Annotated in this window: 27 protein-coding genes; all 27 read left to right on the top strand. The window is 67.1% G+C overall.

Translation table 11 applies throughout. The annotated features are described in order from the left end of the window. The first annotated feature begins 17 nt into the window (after nt 1-17). The gene (gene fusA / locus KCH_RS15600) at nt 18-2,123 is read left to right on the top strand and encodes an elongation factor G (protein ID WP_035863534.1); all 2,106 of its coding nucleotides are present in this window, start codon (nt 18-20) and stop codon (nt 2,121-2,123) included. A 203-nt stretch (nt 2,124-2,326) separates the two neighbouring features. Continuing rightward, a complete protein-coding gene (gene tuf, locus KCH_RS15595) occupies nt 2,327-3,520 on the top strand; it encodes an elongation factor Tu (protein WP_035863533.1) in 1,194 nt (397 codons plus the stop codon). A gap of 177 nt (nt 3,521-3,697) precedes the next feature. Beyond that, entirely contained in the window at nt 3,698-4,027 is a 330-nt protein-coding gene (locus KCH_RS15590; RefSeq protein WP_051653112.1) for a sigma factor-like helix-turn-helix DNA-binding protein, read from the top strand. Continuing rightward, nucleotides 4,024-4,713 carry a hypothetical protein gene (locus KCH_RS15585; protein WP_035863531.1) on the top strand — a complete coding sequence of 230 codons (690 nt, stop codon included), beginning with the start codon at nt 4,024-4,026 and terminating at the stop codon, nt 4,711-4,713. The genes KCH_RS15590 and KCH_RS15585 overlap by 4 nt, the downstream gene beginning before the upstream one ends. Nucleotides 4,714-5,109: 396 nt before the next feature. Further along, complete coding sequence (gene rpsJ, locus KCH_RS15580; protein ID WP_012785157.1) at nt 5,110-5,418, top strand: 30S ribosomal protein S10; 309 nt, start codon at nt 5,110-5,112, stop codon at nt 5,416-5,418. A gap of 14 nt (nt 5,419-5,432) precedes the next feature. Further along, nucleotides 5,433-6,080 (top strand): 50S ribosomal protein L3, encoded by a 648-nt coding sequence (rplC, locus tag KCH_RS15575; protein ID WP_035863529.1) that lies wholly within the window; start codon nt 5,433-5,435, stop codon nt 6,078-6,080. Between the two features lie 5 nt (nt 6,081-6,085). Next, complete coding sequence (gene rplD / locus KCH_RS15570; RefSeq protein WP_035863527.1) at nt 6,086-6,763, top strand: 50S ribosomal protein L4; 678 nt, start codon at nt 6,086-6,088, stop codon at nt 6,761-6,763. Next, nucleotides 6,763-7,080 carry a 50S ribosomal protein L23 gene (rplW, locus tag KCH_RS15565; RefSeq protein ID WP_030457419.1) on the top strand — a complete coding sequence of 106 codons (318 nt, stop codon included), beginning with the start codon at nt 6,763-6,765 and terminating at the stop codon, nt 7,078-7,080. The genes rplD and rplW overlap by 1 nt, the downstream gene beginning before the upstream one ends. 45 nt (nt 7,081-7,125) lie before the next feature. Continuing rightward, nucleotides 7,126-7,962 carry a 50S ribosomal protein L2 gene (gene rplB / locus KCH_RS15560; protein WP_035863523.1) on the top strand — a complete coding sequence of 279 codons (837 nt, stop codon included), beginning with the start codon at nt 7,126-7,128 and terminating at the stop codon, nt 7,960-7,962. A gap of 11 nt (nt 7,963-7,973) precedes the next feature. Beyond that, entirely contained in the window at nt 7,974-8,255 is a 282-nt protein-coding gene (gene rpsS / locus KCH_RS15555; RefSeq protein WP_014136283.1) for a 30S ribosomal protein S19, read from the top strand. 67 nt (nt 8,256-8,322) lie between these two features. Further along, nucleotides 8,323-8,670 carry a 50S ribosomal protein L22 gene (gene rplV, locus KCH_RS15550; protein ID WP_014136282.1) on the top strand — a complete coding sequence of 116 codons (348 nt, stop codon included), beginning with the start codon at nt 8,323-8,325 and terminating at the stop codon, nt 8,668-8,670. After that, entirely contained in the window at nt 8,670-9,506 is an 837-nt protein-coding gene (gene rpsC, locus KCH_RS15545) for a 30S ribosomal protein S3 (RefSeq protein WP_035863521.1), read from the top strand. The genes rplV and rpsC overlap by 1 nt, the downstream gene beginning before the upstream one ends. A 5-nt stretch (nt 9,507-9,511) precedes the next feature. Further along, nucleotides 9,512-9,931 carry a 50S ribosomal protein L16 gene (gene rplP / locus KCH_RS15540; RefSeq protein ID WP_035863520.1) on the top strand — a complete coding sequence of 140 codons (420 nt, stop codon included), beginning with the start codon at nt 9,512-9,514 and terminating at the stop codon, nt 9,929-9,931. Next, nucleotides 9,931-10,155, top strand: coding sequence for a 50S ribosomal protein L29 (gene rpmC / locus KCH_RS15535; protein ID WP_030457414.1), 225 nt, complete (start codon nt 9,931-9,933; stop codon nt 10,153-10,155). Before rplP ends, rpmC begins: the two co-directional genes overlap by 1 nt. Then, nucleotides 10,155-10,427 (top strand): 30S ribosomal protein S17, encoded by a 273-nt coding sequence (gene rpsQ / locus KCH_RS15530; protein WP_014136278.1) that lies wholly within the window; start codon nt 10,155-10,157, stop codon nt 10,425-10,427. The genes rpmC and rpsQ overlap by 1 nt, the downstream gene beginning before the upstream one ends. A 102-nt stretch (nt 10,428-10,529) precedes the next feature. Then, the gene (rplN, locus tag KCH_RS15525) at nt 10,530-10,901 is read left to right on the top strand and encodes a 50S ribosomal protein L14 (protein WP_030300391.1); all 372 of its coding nucleotides are present in this window, start codon (nt 10,530-10,532) and stop codon (nt 10,899-10,901) included. A 15-nt stretch (nt 10,902-10,916) separates the two neighbouring features. Continuing rightward, nucleotides 10,917-11,228: a 50S ribosomal protein L24 gene (gene rplX / locus KCH_RS15520; protein ID WP_035872243.1), complete on the top strand. Its 312-nt coding sequence runs from the start codon at nt 10,917-10,919 to the stop codon at nt 11,226-11,228. Then, complete coding sequence (rplE, locus tag KCH_RS15515) at nt 11,228-11,797, top strand: 50S ribosomal protein L5 (protein WP_035863517.1); 570 nt, start codon at nt 11,228-11,230, stop codon at nt 11,795-11,797. The genes rplX and rplE overlap by 1 nt, the downstream gene beginning before the upstream one ends. 3 nt (nt 11,798-11,800) lie before the next feature. Next, nucleotides 11,801-11,986 (top strand): type Z 30S ribosomal protein S14, encoded by a 186-nt coding sequence (locus KCH_RS15510; protein WP_008747480.1) that lies wholly within the window; start codon nt 11,801-11,803, stop codon nt 11,984-11,986. Nucleotides 11,987-12,252: 266 nt separating this feature from the next. Further along, nucleotides 12,253-12,660, top strand: a complete 408-nt coding sequence (gene rpsH / locus KCH_RS15505; RefSeq protein ID WP_035863516.1) for a 30S ribosomal protein S8 — start codon at nt 12,253-12,255, stop codon at nt 12,658-12,660. Nucleotides 12,661-12,682: 22 nt separating this feature from the next. Next, nucleotides 12,683-13,222 carry a 50S ribosomal protein L6 gene (gene rplF, locus KCH_RS15500; RefSeq protein WP_035863514.1) on the top strand — a complete coding sequence of 180 codons (540 nt, stop codon included), beginning with the start codon at nt 12,683-12,685 and terminating at the stop codon, nt 13,220-13,222. A gap of 3 nt (nt 13,223-13,225) precedes the next feature. Then, nucleotides 13,226-13,609 carry a 50S ribosomal protein L18 gene (gene rplR, locus KCH_RS15495; RefSeq protein ID WP_035863513.1) on the top strand — a complete coding sequence of 128 codons (384 nt, stop codon included), beginning with the start codon at nt 13,226-13,228 and terminating at the stop codon, nt 13,607-13,609. Nucleotides 13,610-13,657: 48 nt separating this feature from the next. Next, entirely contained in the window at nt 13,658-14,278 is a 621-nt protein-coding gene (rpsE, locus tag KCH_RS15490) for a 30S ribosomal protein S5 (RefSeq protein ID WP_035863511.1), read from the top strand. Next, on the top strand, nt 14,278-14,460 hold the full coding sequence (rpmD, locus tag KCH_RS15485; RefSeq protein WP_014136270.1) for a 50S ribosomal protein L30: 183 nt from the start codon (nt 14,278-14,280) through the stop codon (nt 14,458-14,460). Before rpsE ends, rpmD begins: the two co-directional genes overlap by 1 nt. A gap of 2 nt (nt 14,461-14,462) precedes the next feature. Next, a complete protein-coding gene (gene rplO, locus KCH_RS15480; RefSeq protein ID WP_035863509.1) occupies nt 14,463-14,915 on the top strand; it encodes a 50S ribosomal protein L15 in 453 nt (150 codons plus the stop codon). A 273-nt stretch (nt 14,916-15,188) separates the two neighbouring features. Beyond that, nucleotides 15,189-16,496 carry a preprotein translocase subunit SecY gene (gene secY / locus KCH_RS15475; RefSeq protein WP_035863507.1) on the top strand — a complete coding sequence of 436 codons (1,308 nt, stop codon included), beginning with the start codon at nt 15,189-15,191 and terminating at the stop codon, nt 16,494-16,496. Then, nucleotides 16,496-17,155: an adenylate kinase gene (locus KCH_RS15470; protein WP_033213986.1), complete on the top strand. Its 660-nt coding sequence runs from the start codon at nt 16,496-16,498 to the stop codon at nt 17,153-17,155. Before secY ends, KCH_RS15470 begins: the two co-directional genes overlap by 1 nt. The last annotated feature ends 81 nt before the right edge of the window (nt 17,156-17,236 follow it).

Here is a 17,236-nt window from a genome sequence, read left to right as displayed (position 1 = left end):
AGAGAGAACGAGCCACCATGGCTGCAACCTCCCTTGACCTCGCCAAGGTCCGCAACATCGGGATCATGGCGCACATCGACGCGGGCAAGACCACCACCACCGAGCGGATCCTGTTCTACACCGGTGTCTCGTACAAGATCGGTGAGGTCCACGATGGCGCTGCCACCATGGACTGGATGGAGCAGGAGCAGGAGCGCGGCATCACCATCACGTCCGCCGCGACGACCTGCCACTGGACCCTCGACGGTGTCGAGAACACGATCAACATCATCGACACCCCGGGCCACGTCGACTTCACCGTCGAGGTGGAGCGCTCGCTGCGCGTCCTCGACGGTGGCGTGACCGTGTTCGACGGCGTCGCCGGTGTCGAGCCCCAGTCCGAGACCGTGTGGCGGCAGGCTGACCGCTACGGCGTCCCGCGCATCTGCTTCATCAACAAGCTGGACCGCACGGGCGCCAACTTCTTCTTCTGCGTGCAGACCATCGTGGACCGCCTCGGCGCCACCCCGCTGGTCATGCAGCTGCCGATCGGCGCGGAGTCGGACTTCACCGGCGTCGTCGACCTGGTGAAGATGAAGGCCCTGGTCTACTCGGCCGACGCCCCCAAGGGCGAGATGTACGACACCGTCGAGATCCCGGCCGACCTGGCCGAGCAGGCGGCGGAGTACCGCGAGGCCCTGATCGACACCGTGTCGAACATCAGCGACGAGGTGATGGAGCTCGCCCTGGAGGGCGAGGACATCCCCGAGGAGCTGCTGGTCGCCGCGATCCGCAAGGGCACCCTGGACTCGTCCTTCACCCCGATCTTCTGCGGCTCCGCGTTCAAGAACAAGGGCGTCCAGCCCCTGCTCGACGCGGTCGTGAAGTACCTGCCGTCGCCGCTCGACATCGAGGGCATCGAGGGTACGAAGCCGGGCAACGACGAGGAGAAGATCGTCCGTCAGGCCTCTGACGACGAGCCGCTCGCCGCCCTCGCGTTCAAGATCATGTCCGACCCGCACCTGGGCAAGCTCACCTTCGTCCGCGTGTACTCCGGCCGCCTGGAGTCCGGCACCTCGGTGCTGAACTCCGTCAAGGGCAAGAAGGAGCGCATCGGCAAGATCTACCGCATGCACGCGAACAAGCGTGAGGAGATCGACTCGGTGGGCGCCGGCGACATCATCGCCGTGATGGGCCTCAAGCAGACCACCACCGGTGAGACGCTGTCCGACGAGAAGCAGCCGGTCATCCTGGAGTCCATGGACTTCCCGGCCCCGGTCATCCGCGTCGCGATCGAGCCCAAGTCCAAGGGCGACCAGGAGAAGCTGGGCGTCGCGATCCAGCGCCTGGCCGAGGAGGACCCGTCCTTCCAGGTCAACACGGACGAAGAGACCGGCCAGACCATCATCGCGGGTATGGGCGAGCTGCACCTCGAGGTGCTGGTCGACCGTATGCGCCGTGAGTTCAAGGTCGAGGCCAACGTCGGCAAGCCGCAGGTCGCGTACCGCGAGACGATCCGCAAGGCCGTCGAGCGCATCGACTACACGCACAAGAAGCAGACCGGTGGCTCCGGCCAGTTCGCGAAGATCCAGATCGCGATCGAGCCGCTGGAGTCCGGCGAGGGCTACGAGTTCGTCAACAAGGTCACCGGTGGCCGCGTCCCGCGGGAGTACATCCCCTCGGTCGACGCCGGTTGCCAGGAGGCCATGGAGTTCGGCGTTCTCGCCGGCTACCCGCTCCAGGGCGTTCGCGTGAGCCTGCTCGACGGTGCGTCGCACGACGTCGACTCGTCCGAGCTCGCGTTCAAGATCGCCGGTTCCATGGCGTTCAAGGAAGGTGCCAAGAAGGCGTCGCCGGCTCTGCTCGAGCCGATGATGGCCGTCGAGGTCACCACCCCCGAGGACTACATGGGCGACGTGATCGGCGACATCAACTCCCGCCGTGGCCAGATCCGGGCCATGGAGGAGCGTCACGGTGCCCGCGTCGTCAAGGCGCTGGTGCCGCTCTCCGAGATGTTCGGCTACGTCGGTGACCTGCGCAGCAAGACCTCTGGTCGCGCAAGCTACTCGATGCAGTTCGACTCGTACGCCGAGGTTCCGCGGAACGTGGCGGACGACATCATCGCCAAGGCCAAGGGCGAGTGACGTCCCGGTAATCGGGATGAATCAGACCCTTTAGGCTAGAAGGAGGGCACCCGGACGTTCACCCGTCCGGGTTCCGCCCGGGAGCCCTCCGGCACCCCCACCCGCGGGACGGCAATGGGGCGCCACCAGCGCCCCGTTCCAATAACCCGATCCAGACCAACTGACGTCGTACGGCGTACAGAACTGTCCTCAGGAGGACTGCAGTGGCGAAGGCGAAGTTCGAGCGGACGAAGCCCCACGTCAACATCGGCACCATCGGTCACATCGACCACGGTAAGACCACGCTGACCGCGGCCATCACCAAGGTGCTGCACGACGCGTACCCGGACATCAACCCCTTCACGCCGTTCGACCAGATCGACAAGGCGCCGGAGGAGCGTCAGCGCGGTATCACCATCTCCATCGCGCACGTCGAGTACCAGACCGAGGCGCGTCACTACGCCCACGTCGACTGCCCGGGTCACGCCGACTACATCAAGAACATGATCACCGGTGCGGCTCAGATGGACGGCGCGATCCTCGTCGTCGCCGCCACCGACGGCCCGATGCCGCAGACCAAGGAGCACGTCCTCCTGGCCCGCCAGGTCGGCGTCCCCTACATCGTCGTCGCCCTGAACAAGGCCGACATGGTGGACGACGAGGAGATCCTGGAGCTCGTCGAGCTCGAGGTCCGTGAGCTCCTCTCCGAGTACGAGTTCCCGGGCGACGACCTGCCGGTCGTCCGCGTCTCCGCGCTGAAGGCGCTGGAGGGCGACAAGGAGTGGGGCGAGAAGCTCCTCGGCCTGATGCACGCGGTCGACGAGGCCATCCCGACCCCGGCTCGCCTCACCGACCAGCCGTTCCTGATGCCGATCGAGGACGTCTTCACGATCACCGGTCGTGGCACCGTCGTCACCGGTCGTATCGAGCGCGGCATCCTCAAGGTCAACGAGACCGTCGACATCATCGGCATCAAGAACACCAAGACCACCACCACGGTCACCGGTATCGAGATGTTCCGCAAGCTGCTCGACGAGGGCCAGGCCGGTGAGAACGTCGGTCTGCTGCTCCGCGGCATCAAGCGCGAGGACGTCGAGCGCGGCCAGGTCATCATCAAGCCGGGTTCGGTCACGCCGCACACCGACTTCGAGGCCCAGGCCTACATCCTGTCGAAGGACGAGGGTGGCCGTCACACCCCGTTCTTCAACAACTACCGCCCGCAGTTCTACTTCCGTACCACGGACGTGACCGGCGTCGTGACCCTCCCCGAGGGCACCGAGATGGTCATGCCGGGCGACAACACCGCCATGACCGTCCAGCTGATCCAGCCGGTCGCCATGGAGGAGGGCCTGAAGTTCGCCATCCGTGAGGGTGGCCGCACCGTCGGCGCCGGCCAGGTCACCAAGATCGTGAAGTAATTTCACGCTCGACCCGGTCTGTCGCAGGACAGGCTCAAGCAGCGGGCCCGCTCCCTTCCGGGGGAGCGGGCCCGCTCGCGTTCTCCCCCCGGCCGGCTGCGCCGCGGGCGGCCGTCCGGCGCACTGGAACAGGTGGAGCCGCCCCGCCGTGGCGGACTGGGAGGGGGGAGGGCGCCGGTGGACGCCGACCAGGTGCTGCACGAGTTCGTCGCCGCCCGCCGCCGGTTCTGGCGGTGCGAGCAGGCCTTCGGCGAACTGCCCGAGCTCGCGGCGCCGCCGCCCGAGCCGGAAGTCGGCGTCGCGGTGCGGGCCGCCCCGGCCGGGCTGCCGCCCAAGCAGCGCGCGGTCGTGGTCCTCCGCTACTGGGAGGACCACGGCGTCGCCGCCACCGCGGAACTGCCCGGCATGCCGGAGAGCACCGTCCGGAGCCACGCGGCCCGCGGCCTGGCGGCACTGCGCACCCTCCTCCCGCAGGACGTCGACCACGTACAGGGGGACCGGCCATGACCGACCACGCCCGGATCCGGGGACTGCTGGAGCAGGCCCTGGTGGAGCCGCCCGCCGTCGCGGACCACCGCTCGCCGTTCGCCCGCGCCGCCCGGATCCGCCGCCGGCGCCGCGCCGGGCTCGGGCTCGCCGCGGCCGGGCTGCTGGCCGCCGCCCTGCTCGTCCAGGGCCCGGGTGCGCCGCGCCCGCCGAGCGCCCCGGATCGGCCGGAGCGGCAGCAGGCCCGGCGACTGGAGGCGTTGCTGCCGGCGGCGGTCGGCGCCGTCGAGCTCGCCGTGCCGCTGCCCGGCCCGGCCGGCGGCCCGCTGGACGGCGTCTACTGGATCCGCAAGGACGGTCGGCTCGGCGTGATCCGGATCGAGACCGGTCCGGCCACCTCCGCCCCGCTGAGCTGCACGCCCGAACTGCCGGGCGCGACCGGGCGGATCTGCGAGGACCGGGCGATCCGGCCGCGCACCGGGCTGACGGTCGATCAGCGACCGGAGCCCGACGGCGCGGTGGAACTGGCCTGGGGGAGCAGCGTCGACGCCGTGCTGCCGCTGCCGGACGGGCGGGCGCTGTTCGTGGACGCGATCAGCGGCTACCGGGGCCGGCGGGCGCCCGGCCCGGCGATGGACGCGCCGCCGCTGACCGCCGACCGGCTGCGCGAGCTGGTGCGGCGGTCCGAGCTCGTCGCCGGAGTGTGAGGAGGCTCGCAGCACCGGCTGATTGGCGTAGCGGGACCGCGTTGTGGCAGGATGTCTGAGTTGCTCGGTTGAGTACCGATGCTGCGCGCCTCCCGCCGGGAGGACCGGAAGCGAGTCCCATGTACTCGTCGTTCCCGTGAATGGCCGTCCATGTGCCCACGTGCTGTGTGTGGGTGCAGTGGTGTGTAAGCGACACCGCGGCAGCTGCGGGGCGAAAGTACGGGAATCTTCCGGGAAGCGTGTGCGGGGTCTCGACCCGGCTCACCTCCACCCAGAAGTTTGAAACCGACGAGATTCTTCGCCGGTTTTTTGCAAGCGCAAGTGCGACACGCCCGAGCGCGGGGGTCGGAGGAGGGTCGTGCAGTAACTCATTGAACGAAGGACTACGAAGTAGCCATGGCGGGACAGAAGATCCGCATCCGGCTCAAGGCCTACGACCACGAGGTCATCGACTCCTCGGCGAAGAAGATCGTCGAGACGGTGATCCGCACTGGTGCGCAGGTCGCGGGCCCGGTGCCGCTGCCCACTGAGAAGAACGTGTACTGCGTCATCCGCTCGCCGCACAAGTACAAGGACTCGCGCGAGCACTTCGAGATGCGCACTCACAAGCGTCTGATCGACATCCTCGACCCCACGCCGAAGACGGTTGACTCGCTGATGCGTCTCGACCTGCCGGCGGGCGTCGACATCGAGATCAAGCTCTGAGAGGCGCACCGAAGATGGCTAAGCAGATTAAGGGCATCCTGGGCGAGAAGCTCGGCATGACCCAGGTCTGGGACGAGAACAACCGGGTCGTCCCGGTGACCGTCGTCAAGGCCGGGCCGAATGTCGTGACCCAGGTCCACACCGCCGACAGCCCGGCCGGCTACGACGCCGTCCAGATCGGCTTCGGCGAGATCGACCCCCGCAAGGTGAACAAGCCCCTCCAGGGCCACTTCGCCAAGGCCGGTGTCACCCCGCGCCGCCACCTGGTCGAGCTCCGTACCTCGGACGCGTCCGAGTACACCCTGGGCCAGGAGATCACCGCCGAGCTGTTCGAGGCGGGTGTCAAGGTCGACGTGACCGGCACCTCCAAGGGCAAGGGCTTCGCCGGTGTCATGAAGCGTCACAACTTCAAGGGCCTCGGCGCCGGTCACGGCACCCAGCGCAAGCACCGCTCGCCCGGTTCCATCGGTGGCTGCGCCACCCCGGGCCGAGTGTTCAAGGGCATGCGCATGGCGGGTCGGATGGGCCACGAGCGTGTGACGACCCAGAACCTGACCGTGCACGCGGTCGACGCGGAGAAGGGTCTGCTGCTCATCAAGGGCGCGATCCCGGGCCCGAACGGCGGCCTCGTCCTCGTCCGCACCGCGGCGAAGGGGCTGTGAAGGATATGAGCACCATTGACATTCTGTCGCCGGCCGGCGACAAGGCCGGCAGCATCGAGCTGCCCGCCGAGATCTTCGACGCCAAGGTCAGCGTTCCGCTGATGCACCAGGTCGTCGTGGCGCAGCTCGCCGCGGCTCGCCAGGGCACCCACAAGGTCAAGCGTCGTGGCGAGGTCCGTGGTGGCGGCAAGAAGCCGTACCGCCAGAAGGGCACCGGTCGCGCCCGCCAGGGCTCGACCCGCGCGCCGCAGTTCGCCGGTGGTGGCGTCGTGCACGGTCCCGTGCCGCGTGACTACTCGCAGCGGACCCCGAAGAAGATGATCGCCGCCGCCCTGCGCAGCGCGCTCACCGACCGGGCTCGCCACGAGCGCATCCACGTCGTGACCGGCGTGACCGCGACCGAGGCCCCGTCGACCAAGGCCGCCAAGGTCCTGTTCGGCAAGATCTCCGAGCGCAAGAACCTCCTCCTGGTGGTCGAGCGCGAGGACGAGCTGGGCATCCTGTCCGCTCGCAACCTGCCGAACGTGCACATCCTGGACGCCGGCCAGCTGAACACCTACGACGTGCTCGTCTCCGACGATGTGGTCTTCACCCAGGCCGCCTTCGAGCGTTTCGTGGCCGGTCCGGCCGCGTCCGCCAAGGCCGTTGCTGCTGAGGGCGAGCTCGAAGGGACTGCCGCCTGATGAGCGAGATCACCTCCAAGACGTTCACGGACCCCCGTGACGTCCTGATCAAGCCGGTTATCTCGGAGAAGAGCTACTCGCTCCTCGACGAGAACAAGTACACGTTCGTCGTGGCTCCCGGTGCCAACAAGACCCAGATCAAGCAGGCCGTCGAGTCGGTCTTCTCGGTCAAGGTCGAGGCCGTGAACACGCTGAACCGCCAGGGCAAGCGCAAGCGCTCCCGCACCGGTTTCGGCAAGCGCAAGGACACCAAGCGCGCGATCGTGACGCTGGCCGAGGGCAACCGCATCGACATCTTCGGTGGTCCGGTCGCCTGACCCTCGGGTCAGGGACTGCGATCGTCGTAAAGGACGAGGACAGAAATGGGTATCCGCAAGTACAAGCCGACTACGCCGGGCCGCCGTGGCTCCAGCGTGGCCGACTTCGTCGAAATCACGCGGTCCACGCCGGAGAAGTCGCTGGTTCGCCCGCTGCACAGCAAGGGCGGCCGTAACAACGCCGGTCGTGTCACTGCTCGCCACCAGGGTGGCGGTCACAAGCGCGCCTACCGTCTGATCGACTTCCGTCGTCACGACAAGGACGGCGTGCCGGCCAAGGTCGCTCACATCGAGTACGACCCCAACCGCACCGCGCGCATCGCGCTCCTGCACTACGCGGACGGCGAGAAGCGCTACATCATCGCCCCCCGTGGCGTTGTGCAGGGCGACCGGATCGAGAACGGCGCTGGCGCCGACATCAAGCCGGGCAACAACCTGCCGCTCCGCAACATCCCGGTCGGTACCACCATCCACGCGGTGGAGCTCCGTCCCGGCGGTGGCGCCAAGCTGGCCCGCTCCGCGGGTTCCGGCATTCAGCTGCTCGCCCGTGAGGGTCGCATGGCGCACCTGCGCATGCCCTCCGGTGAGATCCGCCTGGTGGACGCGCGCTGCCGCGCGACCGTCGGCGAGGTCGGCAACGCCGAGCAGTCGAACATCAACTGGGGCAAGGCCGGCCGTATGCGCTGGAAGGGCGTCCGCCCGACCGTGCGTGGTGTGGCCATGAACCCGATCGACCACCCGCACGGTGGTGGTGAGGGTAAGACCTCCGGTGGTCGCCACCCGGTCTCGCCGTGGGGCAAGCCCGAGGGCCGCACCCGTCGCCCGAACAAGGCGTCGGACAAGCTCATCGTGCGCCGCCGCAAGACCAACAAGAAGCGCTAGGAGCAGGTCAGATGCCGCGCAGTCTCAAGAAGGGCCCCTTCATCGACGACCACCTTCAGAAGAAGGTGGACGTGCAGAACGAGGCGGGCACGCAGAACGTCATCAAGACCTGGTCCCGTCGTTCCGTGATCTCCCCGGCCATGCTCGGCCACACGATCGCGGTTCACGATGGCCGCAAGCACGTCCCGGTGTTCGTCACCGAGTCGATGGTCGGCCACAAGCTCGGCGAGTTCGCTCCCACGCGCACCTTCAAGGGGCACGTGAAGGAAGACCGCAAGTCGAAGCGTCGCTAATCGCGATTTGCTCCGCGAGCTGTAGCGCCAGAACGACAAAGTGACTTACTCCATTAAGGGGACAACCATGGAAGCCAGGGCCCAGGCGCGGTACATCCGCGTCACGCCCATGAAGGCCCGCCGCGTGGTGGACCTCATCCGTGGCCTGCCGGCCACGGAGGCCCAGGCGGTCCTGCGTTTCGCTCCGCAGGCTGCCACCGTGCCGGTCGGCAAGGTGCTGAACAGCGCCATCGCCAACGCCGCGCACAACTACAACCACTCCAACGTGGACGACCTCTACATCTCCGAGGCGTACGTTGACGAGGGTCCGACCCTGAAGCGGTTCCGTCCGCGCGCCCAGGGCCGTGCCTACCGGATCCGCAAGCGGACCAGCCACATCACCGTGGTCGTCAGCAGCAAGGAAGGGACCCGGTAATGGGCCAGAAGGTTAACCCGCACGGGTTCCGCCTCGGCATCAGCACGGACTTCAAGTCCCGCTGGTACGCCGACAAGCTGTACAAGGACTACGTCAAGGAAGACGTCGCGATCCGCCGTCTCATGACGAAGGGCATGGAGCGCGCCGGCATCTCGAAGGTTGAGATCGAGCGCACCCGTGACCGCGTCCGCGTGGACATCCACACCGCCCGTCCGGGCATCGTGATCGGCCGCCGCGGCGCGGAGGCCGACAAGATCCGGGGCAACCTGGAGAAGCTGACCGGCAAGCAGGTCCAGCTGAACATCCTCGAGGTCAAGAACCCCGAGCTGGACGCCCAGCTCGTGGCTCAGGGCGTCGCGGAGCAGCTGTCCTCCCGCGTCTCCTTCCGTCGCGCCATGCGCAAGAGCATGCAGTCGACCATGAAGGCCGGCGCCAAGGGCATCAAGGTCCAGTGCTCCGGTCGTCTCGGCGGCGCCGAGATGAGCCGTTCGGAGTTCTACCGCGAGGGCCGTGTGCCGCTGCACACCCTGCGCGCGAACGTCGACTACGGCTTCTTCGAGGCCAAGACGACCTTCGGCCGCATCGGCGTGAAGGTCTGGATCTACAAGGGCGACGTCAAGAACATCGCCGAGGTCCGCGCTGAGAACGCCGCTGCCCGCTCCGGCAACCGCCCGGCCCGTCCCGAGGGTGGTCGTCCCGCCCGCGGTGGCGAGCGTCGCGGTGGCGAGCGCGGTGGCCGTGGCCGTCGTCCCGCCGCTGCTGCTGCCGAGGCCCAGGCCCCGGCTGCCGCTGCGACCGAGGCTCCGGCTGCTGAGAACACCGGAACGGAGGCCTGACCCTCATGCTGATCCCCCGTCGGGTCAAGCACCGCAAGCAGCACCACCCGAAGCGCTCCGGCGCCTCGAAGGGTGGCACCGAGCTGGCGTTCGGCCAGTTCGGCATCCAGGCCGTGACCCCGGCCTACGTGACGAACCGTCAGATCGAGTCCGCTCGTATCGCGATCACCCGTCACATCCGTCGTGGCGGCAAGGTCTGGATCAACATCTACCCGGACCGCCCGCTGACCAAGAAGCCGGCCGAGACCCGCATGGGTTCCGGTAAGGGTTCGCCGGAGTGGTGGATCGCGAACGTGCACCCGGGTCGGGTCATGTTCGAACTGTCGTACCCGAACGAGAAGATTGCCCGCGAGGCGCTCACGCGTGCCGCGCACAAGCTTCCGATGAAGTGCCGGATCGTTCGGCGCGAGGACGGTGAGAGCTGATGTCGGCCGCTACCAAGGCTGCTGAGCTTCGCGAGCTGGACAACGAGGCTCTCGTTGCCAAGCTCCGTGAGGCCAAGGAGGAGCTGTTCAACCTCCGCTTCCAGGCGGCGACCGGGCAGCTCGACAACCACGGACGGCTCCGGCTGGTCCGTAAGGACATCGCGCGGATCTACACCCTGATGCGCGAGCGCGAGCTGGGCATCGAGACGGTGGAGAACGCCTGATGACTGAGAACACCAACGAGACGCGCGGTTTCCGCAAGACCCGCGAGGGTCTGGTCGTCAGCGACAAGATGGACAAGACCGTCGTCGTCGCCGTCGAGGACCGCGTCAAGCACGCGCTGTACGGCAAGGTCATCCGCCGTACCAACAAGCTGAAGGCGCACGACGAGCAGAACGCGTGCGGTGTCGGCGACCGTGTCCTCCTGATGGAGACCCGGCCGCTGTCCGCGACGAAGCGCTGGCGCGTCGTCGAGATCCTCGAGAAGGCCAAGTAACAAGGTTGTTCGCGGTACGGCCGTATGTGCACCAGGCCCGCAAGGGCGCGGGTGTGAGCAGCGGCCGGCCCGTCAACACTTGTTGACGATCAGGAGAAAGCTGTGATCCAGCAGGAGTCGCGACTGCGTGTCGCCGACAACACGGGTGCCAAGGAGATTCTCTGCATCCGCGTTCTCGGTGGCTCCGGTCGCCGCTACGCCGGTATCGGCGACGTCATCGTCGCCACCGTCAAGGACGCGATCCCCGGCGGTTCGGTGAAGAAGGGCGACGTCGTCAAGTGCGTCGTCGTTCGCACCGTCAAGGAGCGCCGCCGTCCGGACGGCTCGTACATCCGTTTCGACGAGAACGCCGCTGTCGTTCTCAAGAACACCGATGGCGACCCCCGCGGTACCCGCATCTTCGGCCCGGTGGGCCGCGAGCTGCGCGACAAGAAGTTCATGAAGATCATCTCGCTGGCGCCGGAGGTGCTCTGACCCATGGCGAACAGCATGAAGATCAAGAAGGGTGACCTGGTCCAGGTCATCACCGGCAAGGACAAGGGCAAGCAGGGCAAGGTCATTCAGGCCATGCCGGCTGACAACAAGGTCCTGGTCGAGGGTGTCAACCGGGTCAAGAAGCACACCAAGCCGGGCCCCGGCACCCAGGGTGGCATCGTGACCGTCGAGGCCCCGGTGCACGTCTCCAACGTCCAGCTGGTCGTGGAGAAGGACGGCAAGAAGGTCGTTACCCGCGTCGGCTACCGCTTCGACGACCAGGGCAACAAGATCCGCGTTGCCAAGCGGACGGGTGAGGACATCTGATGTCTGAGACGACTGTTGAGAAGGTGGCCCCCCGCCTCAAGGAGAAGTACCTCTCCGAGGTCAAGGGCCAGCTGAACGAGCAGTTCTCGTACGAGAACGTCATGCTGATCCCCGGCCTGGTCAAGGTCGTGGTCAACATGGGTGTCGGCGAGGCCGCCCGTGACAGCAAGCTGATCGAGGGTGCCATCAAGGACCTGACCGCGATCACCGGTCAGAAGCCGGCCGTCACCAAGGCCCGCAAGTCCATCGCGCAGTTCAAGCTGCGCGAGGGCCAGCCGATCGGTGCCCACGTCACCCTCCGTGGTGACCGCATGTGGGAGTTCGTGGACCGTCTGGTGTCGCTGGCTCTGCCGCGTATCCGTGACTTCCGCGGCCTCTCGCCGAAGCAGTTCGACGGCCGTGGCAACTACACCTTCGGTCTGACCGAGCAGGTCATGTTCCACGAGATCGACCAGGACAAGGTCGACCGTCAGCGCGGTATGGACATCACCGTCGTGACCACCGCTCAGACCGACGATGAGGGCCGGGCGCTCCTGCGCGCTCTGGGCTTCCCGTTCAAGGAGGCGTGAGCCATGGCGAAGAAGGCCCTGATCGCTAAGTCCGAGCGCAAGCCGAAGTTCGGCGTCCGGGCGTACACCCGGTGCCAGCGCTGCGGCCGTCCGCACTCGGTGTACCGCAAGTTCGGCCTGTGCCGTGTGTGCCTCCGTGAGATGGCGCACCGCGGCGAGCTGCCGGGCGTGACCAAGAGCTCCTGGTAATCCCTTACCGGCTGCTCTGACCAGCGAAGCAGTGTGCCCGACCCCCGGCTTTTGGAGTCCCGCGAGGGATCCCGTAAGGTTGTGGGGTCGGGCCCCTGCCACGGCGTCTGTTCCGGACGTTCCGTGGCTCTCTGAATGAGGGCACCGCAACCCAGTCTTACTACGTCGTAGGTCCCCTGCGCTTGTGCCCCTTTCGCACTCTTTCGCGAGTGCGCGGAGGGGGACCTGGTGCGGAGAAACCACGGCGAGAGAGGCCTGAGGCCACCATGACCATGACCGACCCGATCGCAGACATGCTCACTCGTCTGCGTAACGCCAACTCGGCGTACCACGACTCCGTCGTGATGCCGTCGAGCAAGATCAAGGCGCACGTCGCCGAGATCCTGCAGCAGGAGGGTTACATCTCCTCCTACAAGGTTGAGGACCCCGCCGAGAACGAGGTTGGCAAGAAGCTGACCATCGAGCTCAAGTTCGGTCCGAACCGTGAGCGCTCCATCGCCGGCATCAAGCGCATCAGCAAGCCGGGTCTGCGTGTTTACGCAAAGTCCACCAACCTGCCGAAGGTTCTCGGCGGCCTGGGCGTGGCGATCATCTCCACGTCCTCCGGCCTCCTGACCGACAAGCAGGCCGCCAAGAAGGGCGTAGGCGGAGAAGTTCTCGCCTACGTCTGGTAATTCGGGAAACGGAGGTACAGCAATGTCGCGCATTGGACGGCTGCCCATCCAGGTTCCCGCTGGTGTGGACGTCACCATCGACGGCCAGACGGTCTCGGTGAAGGGCCCCAAGGGTTCGCTCACCCACGTCGTCGCCGCGCCGATCGAGATCGGCAAGGGCGAGGACGGCACTCTGGTCGTCACCCGCCCGAACGACGAGCGTCAGTCGAAGGCCCTGCACGGCCTGTCGCGCACGCTGGTGGCGAACATGATCACCGGCGTGACCGCGGGCTACCGCAAGTCGCTGGAGATCAGCGGTGTCGGTTACCGAGTCACGGCGAAGGGCTCCAACATGGAGTTCGCGCTGGGCTACAGCCACCCGATTCTGGTCGAGGCGCCGGAGGGCATCACCTTCGTCGTCGAGTCGCCCACCAAGTTCCACGTGGACGGCACCGACAAGCAGAAGGTCGGCGAGGTCGCCGCGAAGATCCGCAAGCTGCGCAAGCCCGACCCGTACAAGGCCAAGGGCGTCAAGTACGCGGGCGAGGTCATCCGCCGCAAGGTCGGAAAGAGTGGTAAGTAAGCGATGAGCGTCTCTGTCAAGATCGGCAAGGGCAACGCCTACAAGAACGCCGCCCGCAAGCGCCGCGCCATTCGCGTTCGCAAGCGCGTCGTCGGCACCGAGGTGCGTCCGCGCCTCGTCGTGACGCGTTCGAACCGCCACATGGTCGCCCAGGTCATCGACGACGCCAAGGGTCACACCCTGGCGTCGGCGTCCACCCTCGACGTGTCCATCAAGGGCACCGAGGGCGACAAGACCGAGCTGGCCAAGAAGGTCGGAAGCCTGGTCGCCGAGCGCGCCAAGGCTGCCGGCGTCGAGTCGGTCGTCTTCGACCGCGCGGGCAACCGGTACGCCGGCCGCATCGCCGCCCTGGCGGACGCGGCCCGTGAGGCCGGGCTCGACTTCTAAGCCGCTCGTCGACTCTGTCGGCGGACGTAAACGAGAGAGGTAATTCCAATGGCTGGACCCCAGCGCCGCGAAGGCGGCGCCGGTCGCGGCACGGGTGGCGAGCGGCGCGACCGTAAGCGCGACGAGCGGGGCGGCGCCCCGGTCGCCGAGAAGACTGCTTACGTCGAGCGCGTCGTCGCGATCAACCGTGTCGCCAAGGTTGTCAAGGGTGGTCGTCGTTTCAGCTTCACCGCGCTGGTCGTGGTGGGCGACGGTGACGGCACCGTGGGTGTCGGTTACGGCAAGGCGAAGGAGGTTCCGGCCGCCATCGCCAAGGGCGTTGAGGAGGCCAAGAAGAACTTCTTCAAGGTCCCCCGTATCCAGGGCACCATCCTGCACCCCATCCAGGGCGAGAAGGCCGCCGGCGTCGTGCTGCTGAAGCCGGCGTCCCCCGGTACCGGTGTTATCGCCGGTGGCCCGGTGCGTGCCGTCCTGGAGTGCGCCGGCGTTCACGACATCCTGTCGAAGTCGCTCGGCTCGGACAACGCGATCAACATCGTGCACGCCACGGTGGCCGCTCTGAAGGGCCTCGTGCGCCCCGAGGAGATCGCCGCCCGTCGTGGCCTGCCCCTGGAGGACGTGGCCCCGGCCGCGCTGCTCCGGGCCCGTGCGGCTGGGGTGAGCGCCTGATGGCTCGCCTGAAGGTCACCCAGACCAAGTCGTACATCGGTAGCAAGCAGAACCACCGTGACACCCTCCGTTCGCTCGGCCTGAAGCGGCTGAACGACACCGTGGTGAAGGAGGACCGCCCGGAGATCCGCGGCATGGTCCACACCGTTCGTCACCTCGTCACGGTCGAGGAGGTGGACTGATCATGTCTGACAACCCGATCAAGATCCACAACCTGCGTCCCGCCCCGGGCGCCAAGACCGACAAGATCCGCGTCGGTCGTGGTGAGGGCTCCAAGGGTAAGACCGCCGGTCGTGGTACCAAGGGCACCAAGGCCCGCTACCAGGTTCCGGAGCGCTTCGAGGGTGGCCAGATGCCCCTCCACATGCGCCTCCCGAAGCTGAAGGGCTTCAAGAACCCGGCCCACAAGCAGTTCCAGGTCGTGAACCTGGACCGCCTGGCCGAGCTCTACCCGAACGGTGGCGAGGTCACCGTCGCCGACCTGGTCGCCAAGGGCGCCGTTCGCAAGAACGAGCTCGTCAAGGTTCTCGGCCAGGGCGACATCGCGGTGGCGCTGCAGGTGACGGTCGACGCCGTCTCCGGCTCCGCCGCCGAGAAGATCACCGCCGCGGGCGGCTCGGTCACCGAGCTGCTGTGACGTCGCTGATCTGACGCACGGACAGAAACCGGGCCCCGCACTCCTCTTGAGAAAGAGGGGCGCGGGGCCCGGCTCCGTTTCCGGCTGGGACTGGCTTGAACACCTGTGCTGGATTTGTGTGTCAAACCCGGGCAAGCCGTACCCCATGCGTGGGGGACCGGCAGCGCGCGCTTCTGCGGAGCACCCGGGCACTGTTAGAGTCCGTGAAGTTCCCTTTCCCCACATCAGGACCGACCCTTCCGCCGACGACGCGCGGGAGGCGCAGGAGGCACCGTGCTCAGTGCGTTCGCGCGGGCGTTCCAGACGCCCGACCTGCGCAAGAAGCTGCTGTTCACGCTGGGCATCATGGTGCTGTTCCGGCTGGGCGCCCACATTCCGATGCCCGGAATCAACTTCGAGGCCGTCCACGCGTGCGTGAAGGGTCAGAACGAGGGTCTGTTCGGGCTGGTCAACCTGTTCAGCGGCAACGCGCTGCTGCAACTGACCATCTTCGCGCTCGGCATCATGCCGTACATCACGGCCAGCATCATCCTGCAGCTGCTCACCGTGGTCATTCCACGGCTGGAGGCCCTGAAGAAGGAGGGGCAGTCCGGCCAGGCGAAGATCACCCAGTACACCCGCTACCTGACCATCGCGCTGGCGGTGCTGCAGGGCACCGGCATCCTCGCGACCGCGTCCAGCGGCGCGCTCTTCTCCGGCTGCCCGCAGGGCGGGAACATCGTGCCGGACACGTCGATCTTCCGGATCGCCACCATGGTCATCATCATGACCGCCGGCACCACCGTGATCATGTGGCTGGGTGAGCTCATCACCGACCGCGGCATCGGCAACGGCATGTCGATCCTGATCTTCACCTCGATCGCGGCCGGCTTCCCCGGCTCGATGTGGGCGATCAAGGGCTCCGGCAAGCTGCTGGACGGCTGGGGCGAGTTCGCCGCGGTCATCCTGGTCGGCATCATCGTGGTCTGCCTGGTCATCTTCGTCGAGCAGGCGCAGCGCCGGATCCCGGTGCAGTACGCGAAGCGGATGATCGGCCGCCGCGCGTTCGGCGGCACCTCGACCTACATCCCGCTGAAGGTCAACCAGGCCGGTGTGATCCCGGTCATTTTCGCCTCCTCGCTGCTGTACATCCCGGCGCTGGTGGTGCAGTTGACCAACTCGCAGGCGGGCTGGGCGATCTGGATCAAGAACCACTTCATCAAGGGTGACCACCCGGTCTACATGGCCACGTACTTCGTGCTGATCGTGTTCTTCGCCTTCTTCTACGTCGCCATCTCCTTCAACCCCGAAGAAGTTGCCGACAATATGAAGAAGTATGGTGGGTTCATCCCGGGCATCCGGGCCGGCCGACCGACGGCCGAGTACCTGAACTACGTGCTCACCCGCATCACGTGGCCGGGTTCGCTGTACCTGGGCCTGATCGCGTTGATCCCGATGGTCGCCCTCGTCGCCTTCGGGCAGCAGACCAACTTCCCGTTCGGCGGCACCTCCGTGCTCATCGTCGTCGGCGTCGGACTCGAAACTGTGAAGCAGATCGAGAGCCAACTCCAGCAGCGCAATTACGAAGGGTTCCTCCGCTGATGCGAATCGTCCTCGTCGGACCCCCCGGGGCCGGGAAGGGTACTCAGGCGCACGTTCTGGCCAAGACCCTGTCCATTCCCCACATCTCCACCGGTGACCTCTTCCGTGCCAACATCAGCCAGGGCACCCCGCTGGGTGTCGAGGCGAAGTCCTACATGGACGCCGGGCGCCTGGTGCCCGACGAGGTGACCATCGGGATGGCCAAGGACCGCATGCTCCAGCCGGACGCCGCCAAGGGCTTCCTGCTGGACGGCTTCCCGCGCAACCTGGGCCAGGCGGAGGCGCTGGACGCCTTCCTGGCCGAGCAGGGCATCGCGCTGGACGGCGTGCTGGACCTTGAGGTCTCCGAGGACGAGGTCGTCAAGCGGATCGCCGGCCGCCGGCTGTGCCGCAACGACGGCGCCCACGTGTTCCACGTGGTGTACAACCCGCCGAAGACCGAGGGCGTCTGCGACGAGTGCGGCGGCGAGCTGTACCAGCGCTCGGACGACACCGAGGAAGCCGTGCGGGTCCGGCTGGAGGAGTACCACTCCAAGACCGAGCCGATCATCGGCTACTACCAGGAGCAGGGCCTGCTGGTCACCATCCCCGCCCTCGGCAAGGTGGACGAGGTGACCGAGCGCGCGGTCGCCGCCCTGGAGCAGAAGAAGAACGCCTGAGCCACGAGGCATCGAGACGGCCGGGTCGCCCGAAGCGGGCGGCCCGGCCGTCTCGGCGTCGTACGGTGGAAGGCAGTCCGA

The sequence above is a fragment of the Kitasatospora cheerisanensis KCTC 2395 genome (genome assembly GCF_000696185.1).
In the GTDB taxonomy this organism is placed as follows: Bacteria; Actinomycetota; Actinomycetes; order Streptomycetales; family Streptomycetaceae; genus Kitasatospora; species Kitasatospora cheerisanensis.
Note: the sequence above shows the minus strand (reverse complement) of the source record. Positions and strands in the feature narration are given on the sequence as shown.

Coding starts and splice junctions, on each gene's coding strand:
- rplE (WP_035863517.1), top strand. CDS start 11,228: ATGTCTGAGACGACTGTTGAGAAGGTGGCCCCCCGCCTCAAGGAGAAG.
- rplC (WP_035863529.1), top strand. CDS start 5,433: ATGGCTAAGCAGATTAAGGGCATCCTGGGCGAGAAGCTCGGCATGACC.
- rplX (WP_035872243.1), top strand. CDS start 10,917: ATGAAGATCAAGAAGGGTGACCTGGTCCAGGTCATCACCGGCAAGGAC.
- rplF (WP_035863514.1), top strand. CDS start 12,683: ATGTCGCGCATTGGACGGCTGCCCATCCAGGTTCCCGCTGGTGTGGAC.
- rpmD (WP_014136270.1), top strand. CDS start 14,278: ATGGCTCGCCTGAAGGTCACCCAGACCAAGTCGTACATCGGTAGCAAG.
- rplB (WP_035863523.1), top strand. CDS start 7,126: ATGGGTATCCGCAAGTACAAGCCGACTACGCCGGGCCGCCGTGGCTCC.
- KCH_RS15510 (WP_008747480.1), top strand. CDS start 11,801: ATGGCGAAGAAGGCCCTGATCGCTAAGTCCGAGCGCAAGCCGAAGTTC.
- rplO (WP_035863509.1), top strand. CDS start 14,463: ATGTCTGACAACCCGATCAAGATCCACAACCTGCGTCCCGCCCCGGGC.
- rpsC (WP_035863521.1), top strand. CDS start 8,670: ATGGGCCAGAAGGTTAACCCGCACGGGTTCCGCCTCGGCATCAGCACG.
- rpsJ (WP_012785157.1), top strand. CDS start 5,110: ATGGCGGGACAGAAGATCCGCATCCGGCTCAAGGCCTACGACCACGAG.
- rplV (WP_014136282.1), top strand. CDS start 8,323: ATGGAAGCCAGGGCCCAGGCGCGGTACATCCGCGTCACGCCCATGAAG.
- rpsQ (WP_014136278.1), top strand. CDS start 10,155: ATGACTGAGAACACCAACGAGACGCGCGGTTTCCGCAAGACCCGCGAG.
- rpsS (WP_014136283.1), top strand. CDS start 7,974: ATGCCGCGCAGTCTCAAGAAGGGCCCCTTCATCGACGACCACCTTCAG.
- KCH_RS15470 (WP_033213986.1), top strand. CDS start 16,496: ATGCGAATCGTCCTCGTCGGACCCCCCGGGGCCGGGAAGGGTACTCAG.
- rpsE (WP_035863511.1), top strand. CDS start 13,658: ATGGCTGGACCCCAGCGCCGCGAAGGCGGCGCCGGTCGCGGCACGGGT.
- rplD (WP_035863527.1), top strand. CDS start 6,086: ATGAGCACCATTGACATTCTGTCGCCGGCCGGCGACAAGGCCGGCAGC.
- rplR (WP_035863513.1), top strand. CDS start 13,226: ATGAGCGTCTCTGTCAAGATCGGCAAGGGCAACGCCTACAAGAACGCC.
- rplW (WP_030457419.1), top strand. CDS start 6,763: ATGAGCGAGATCACCTCCAAGACGTTCACGGACCCCCGTGACGTCCTG.
- rpmC (WP_030457414.1), top strand. CDS start 9,931: ATGTCGGCCGCTACCAAGGCTGCTGAGCTTCGCGAGCTGGACAACGAG.
- fusA (WP_035863534.1), top strand. CDS start 18: ATGGCTGCAACCTCCCTTGACCTCGCCAAGGTCCGCAACATCGGGATC.
- KCH_RS15585 (WP_035863531.1), top strand. CDS start 4,024: ATGACCGACCACGCCCGGATCCGGGGACTGCTGGAGCAGGCCCTGGTG.
- rpsH (WP_035863516.1), top strand. CDS start 12,253: ATGACCATGACCGACCCGATCGCAGACATGCTCACTCGTCTGCGTAAC.
- rplP (WP_035863520.1), top strand. CDS start 9,512: ATGCTGATCCCCCGTCGGGTCAAGCACCGCAAGCAGCACCACCCGAAG.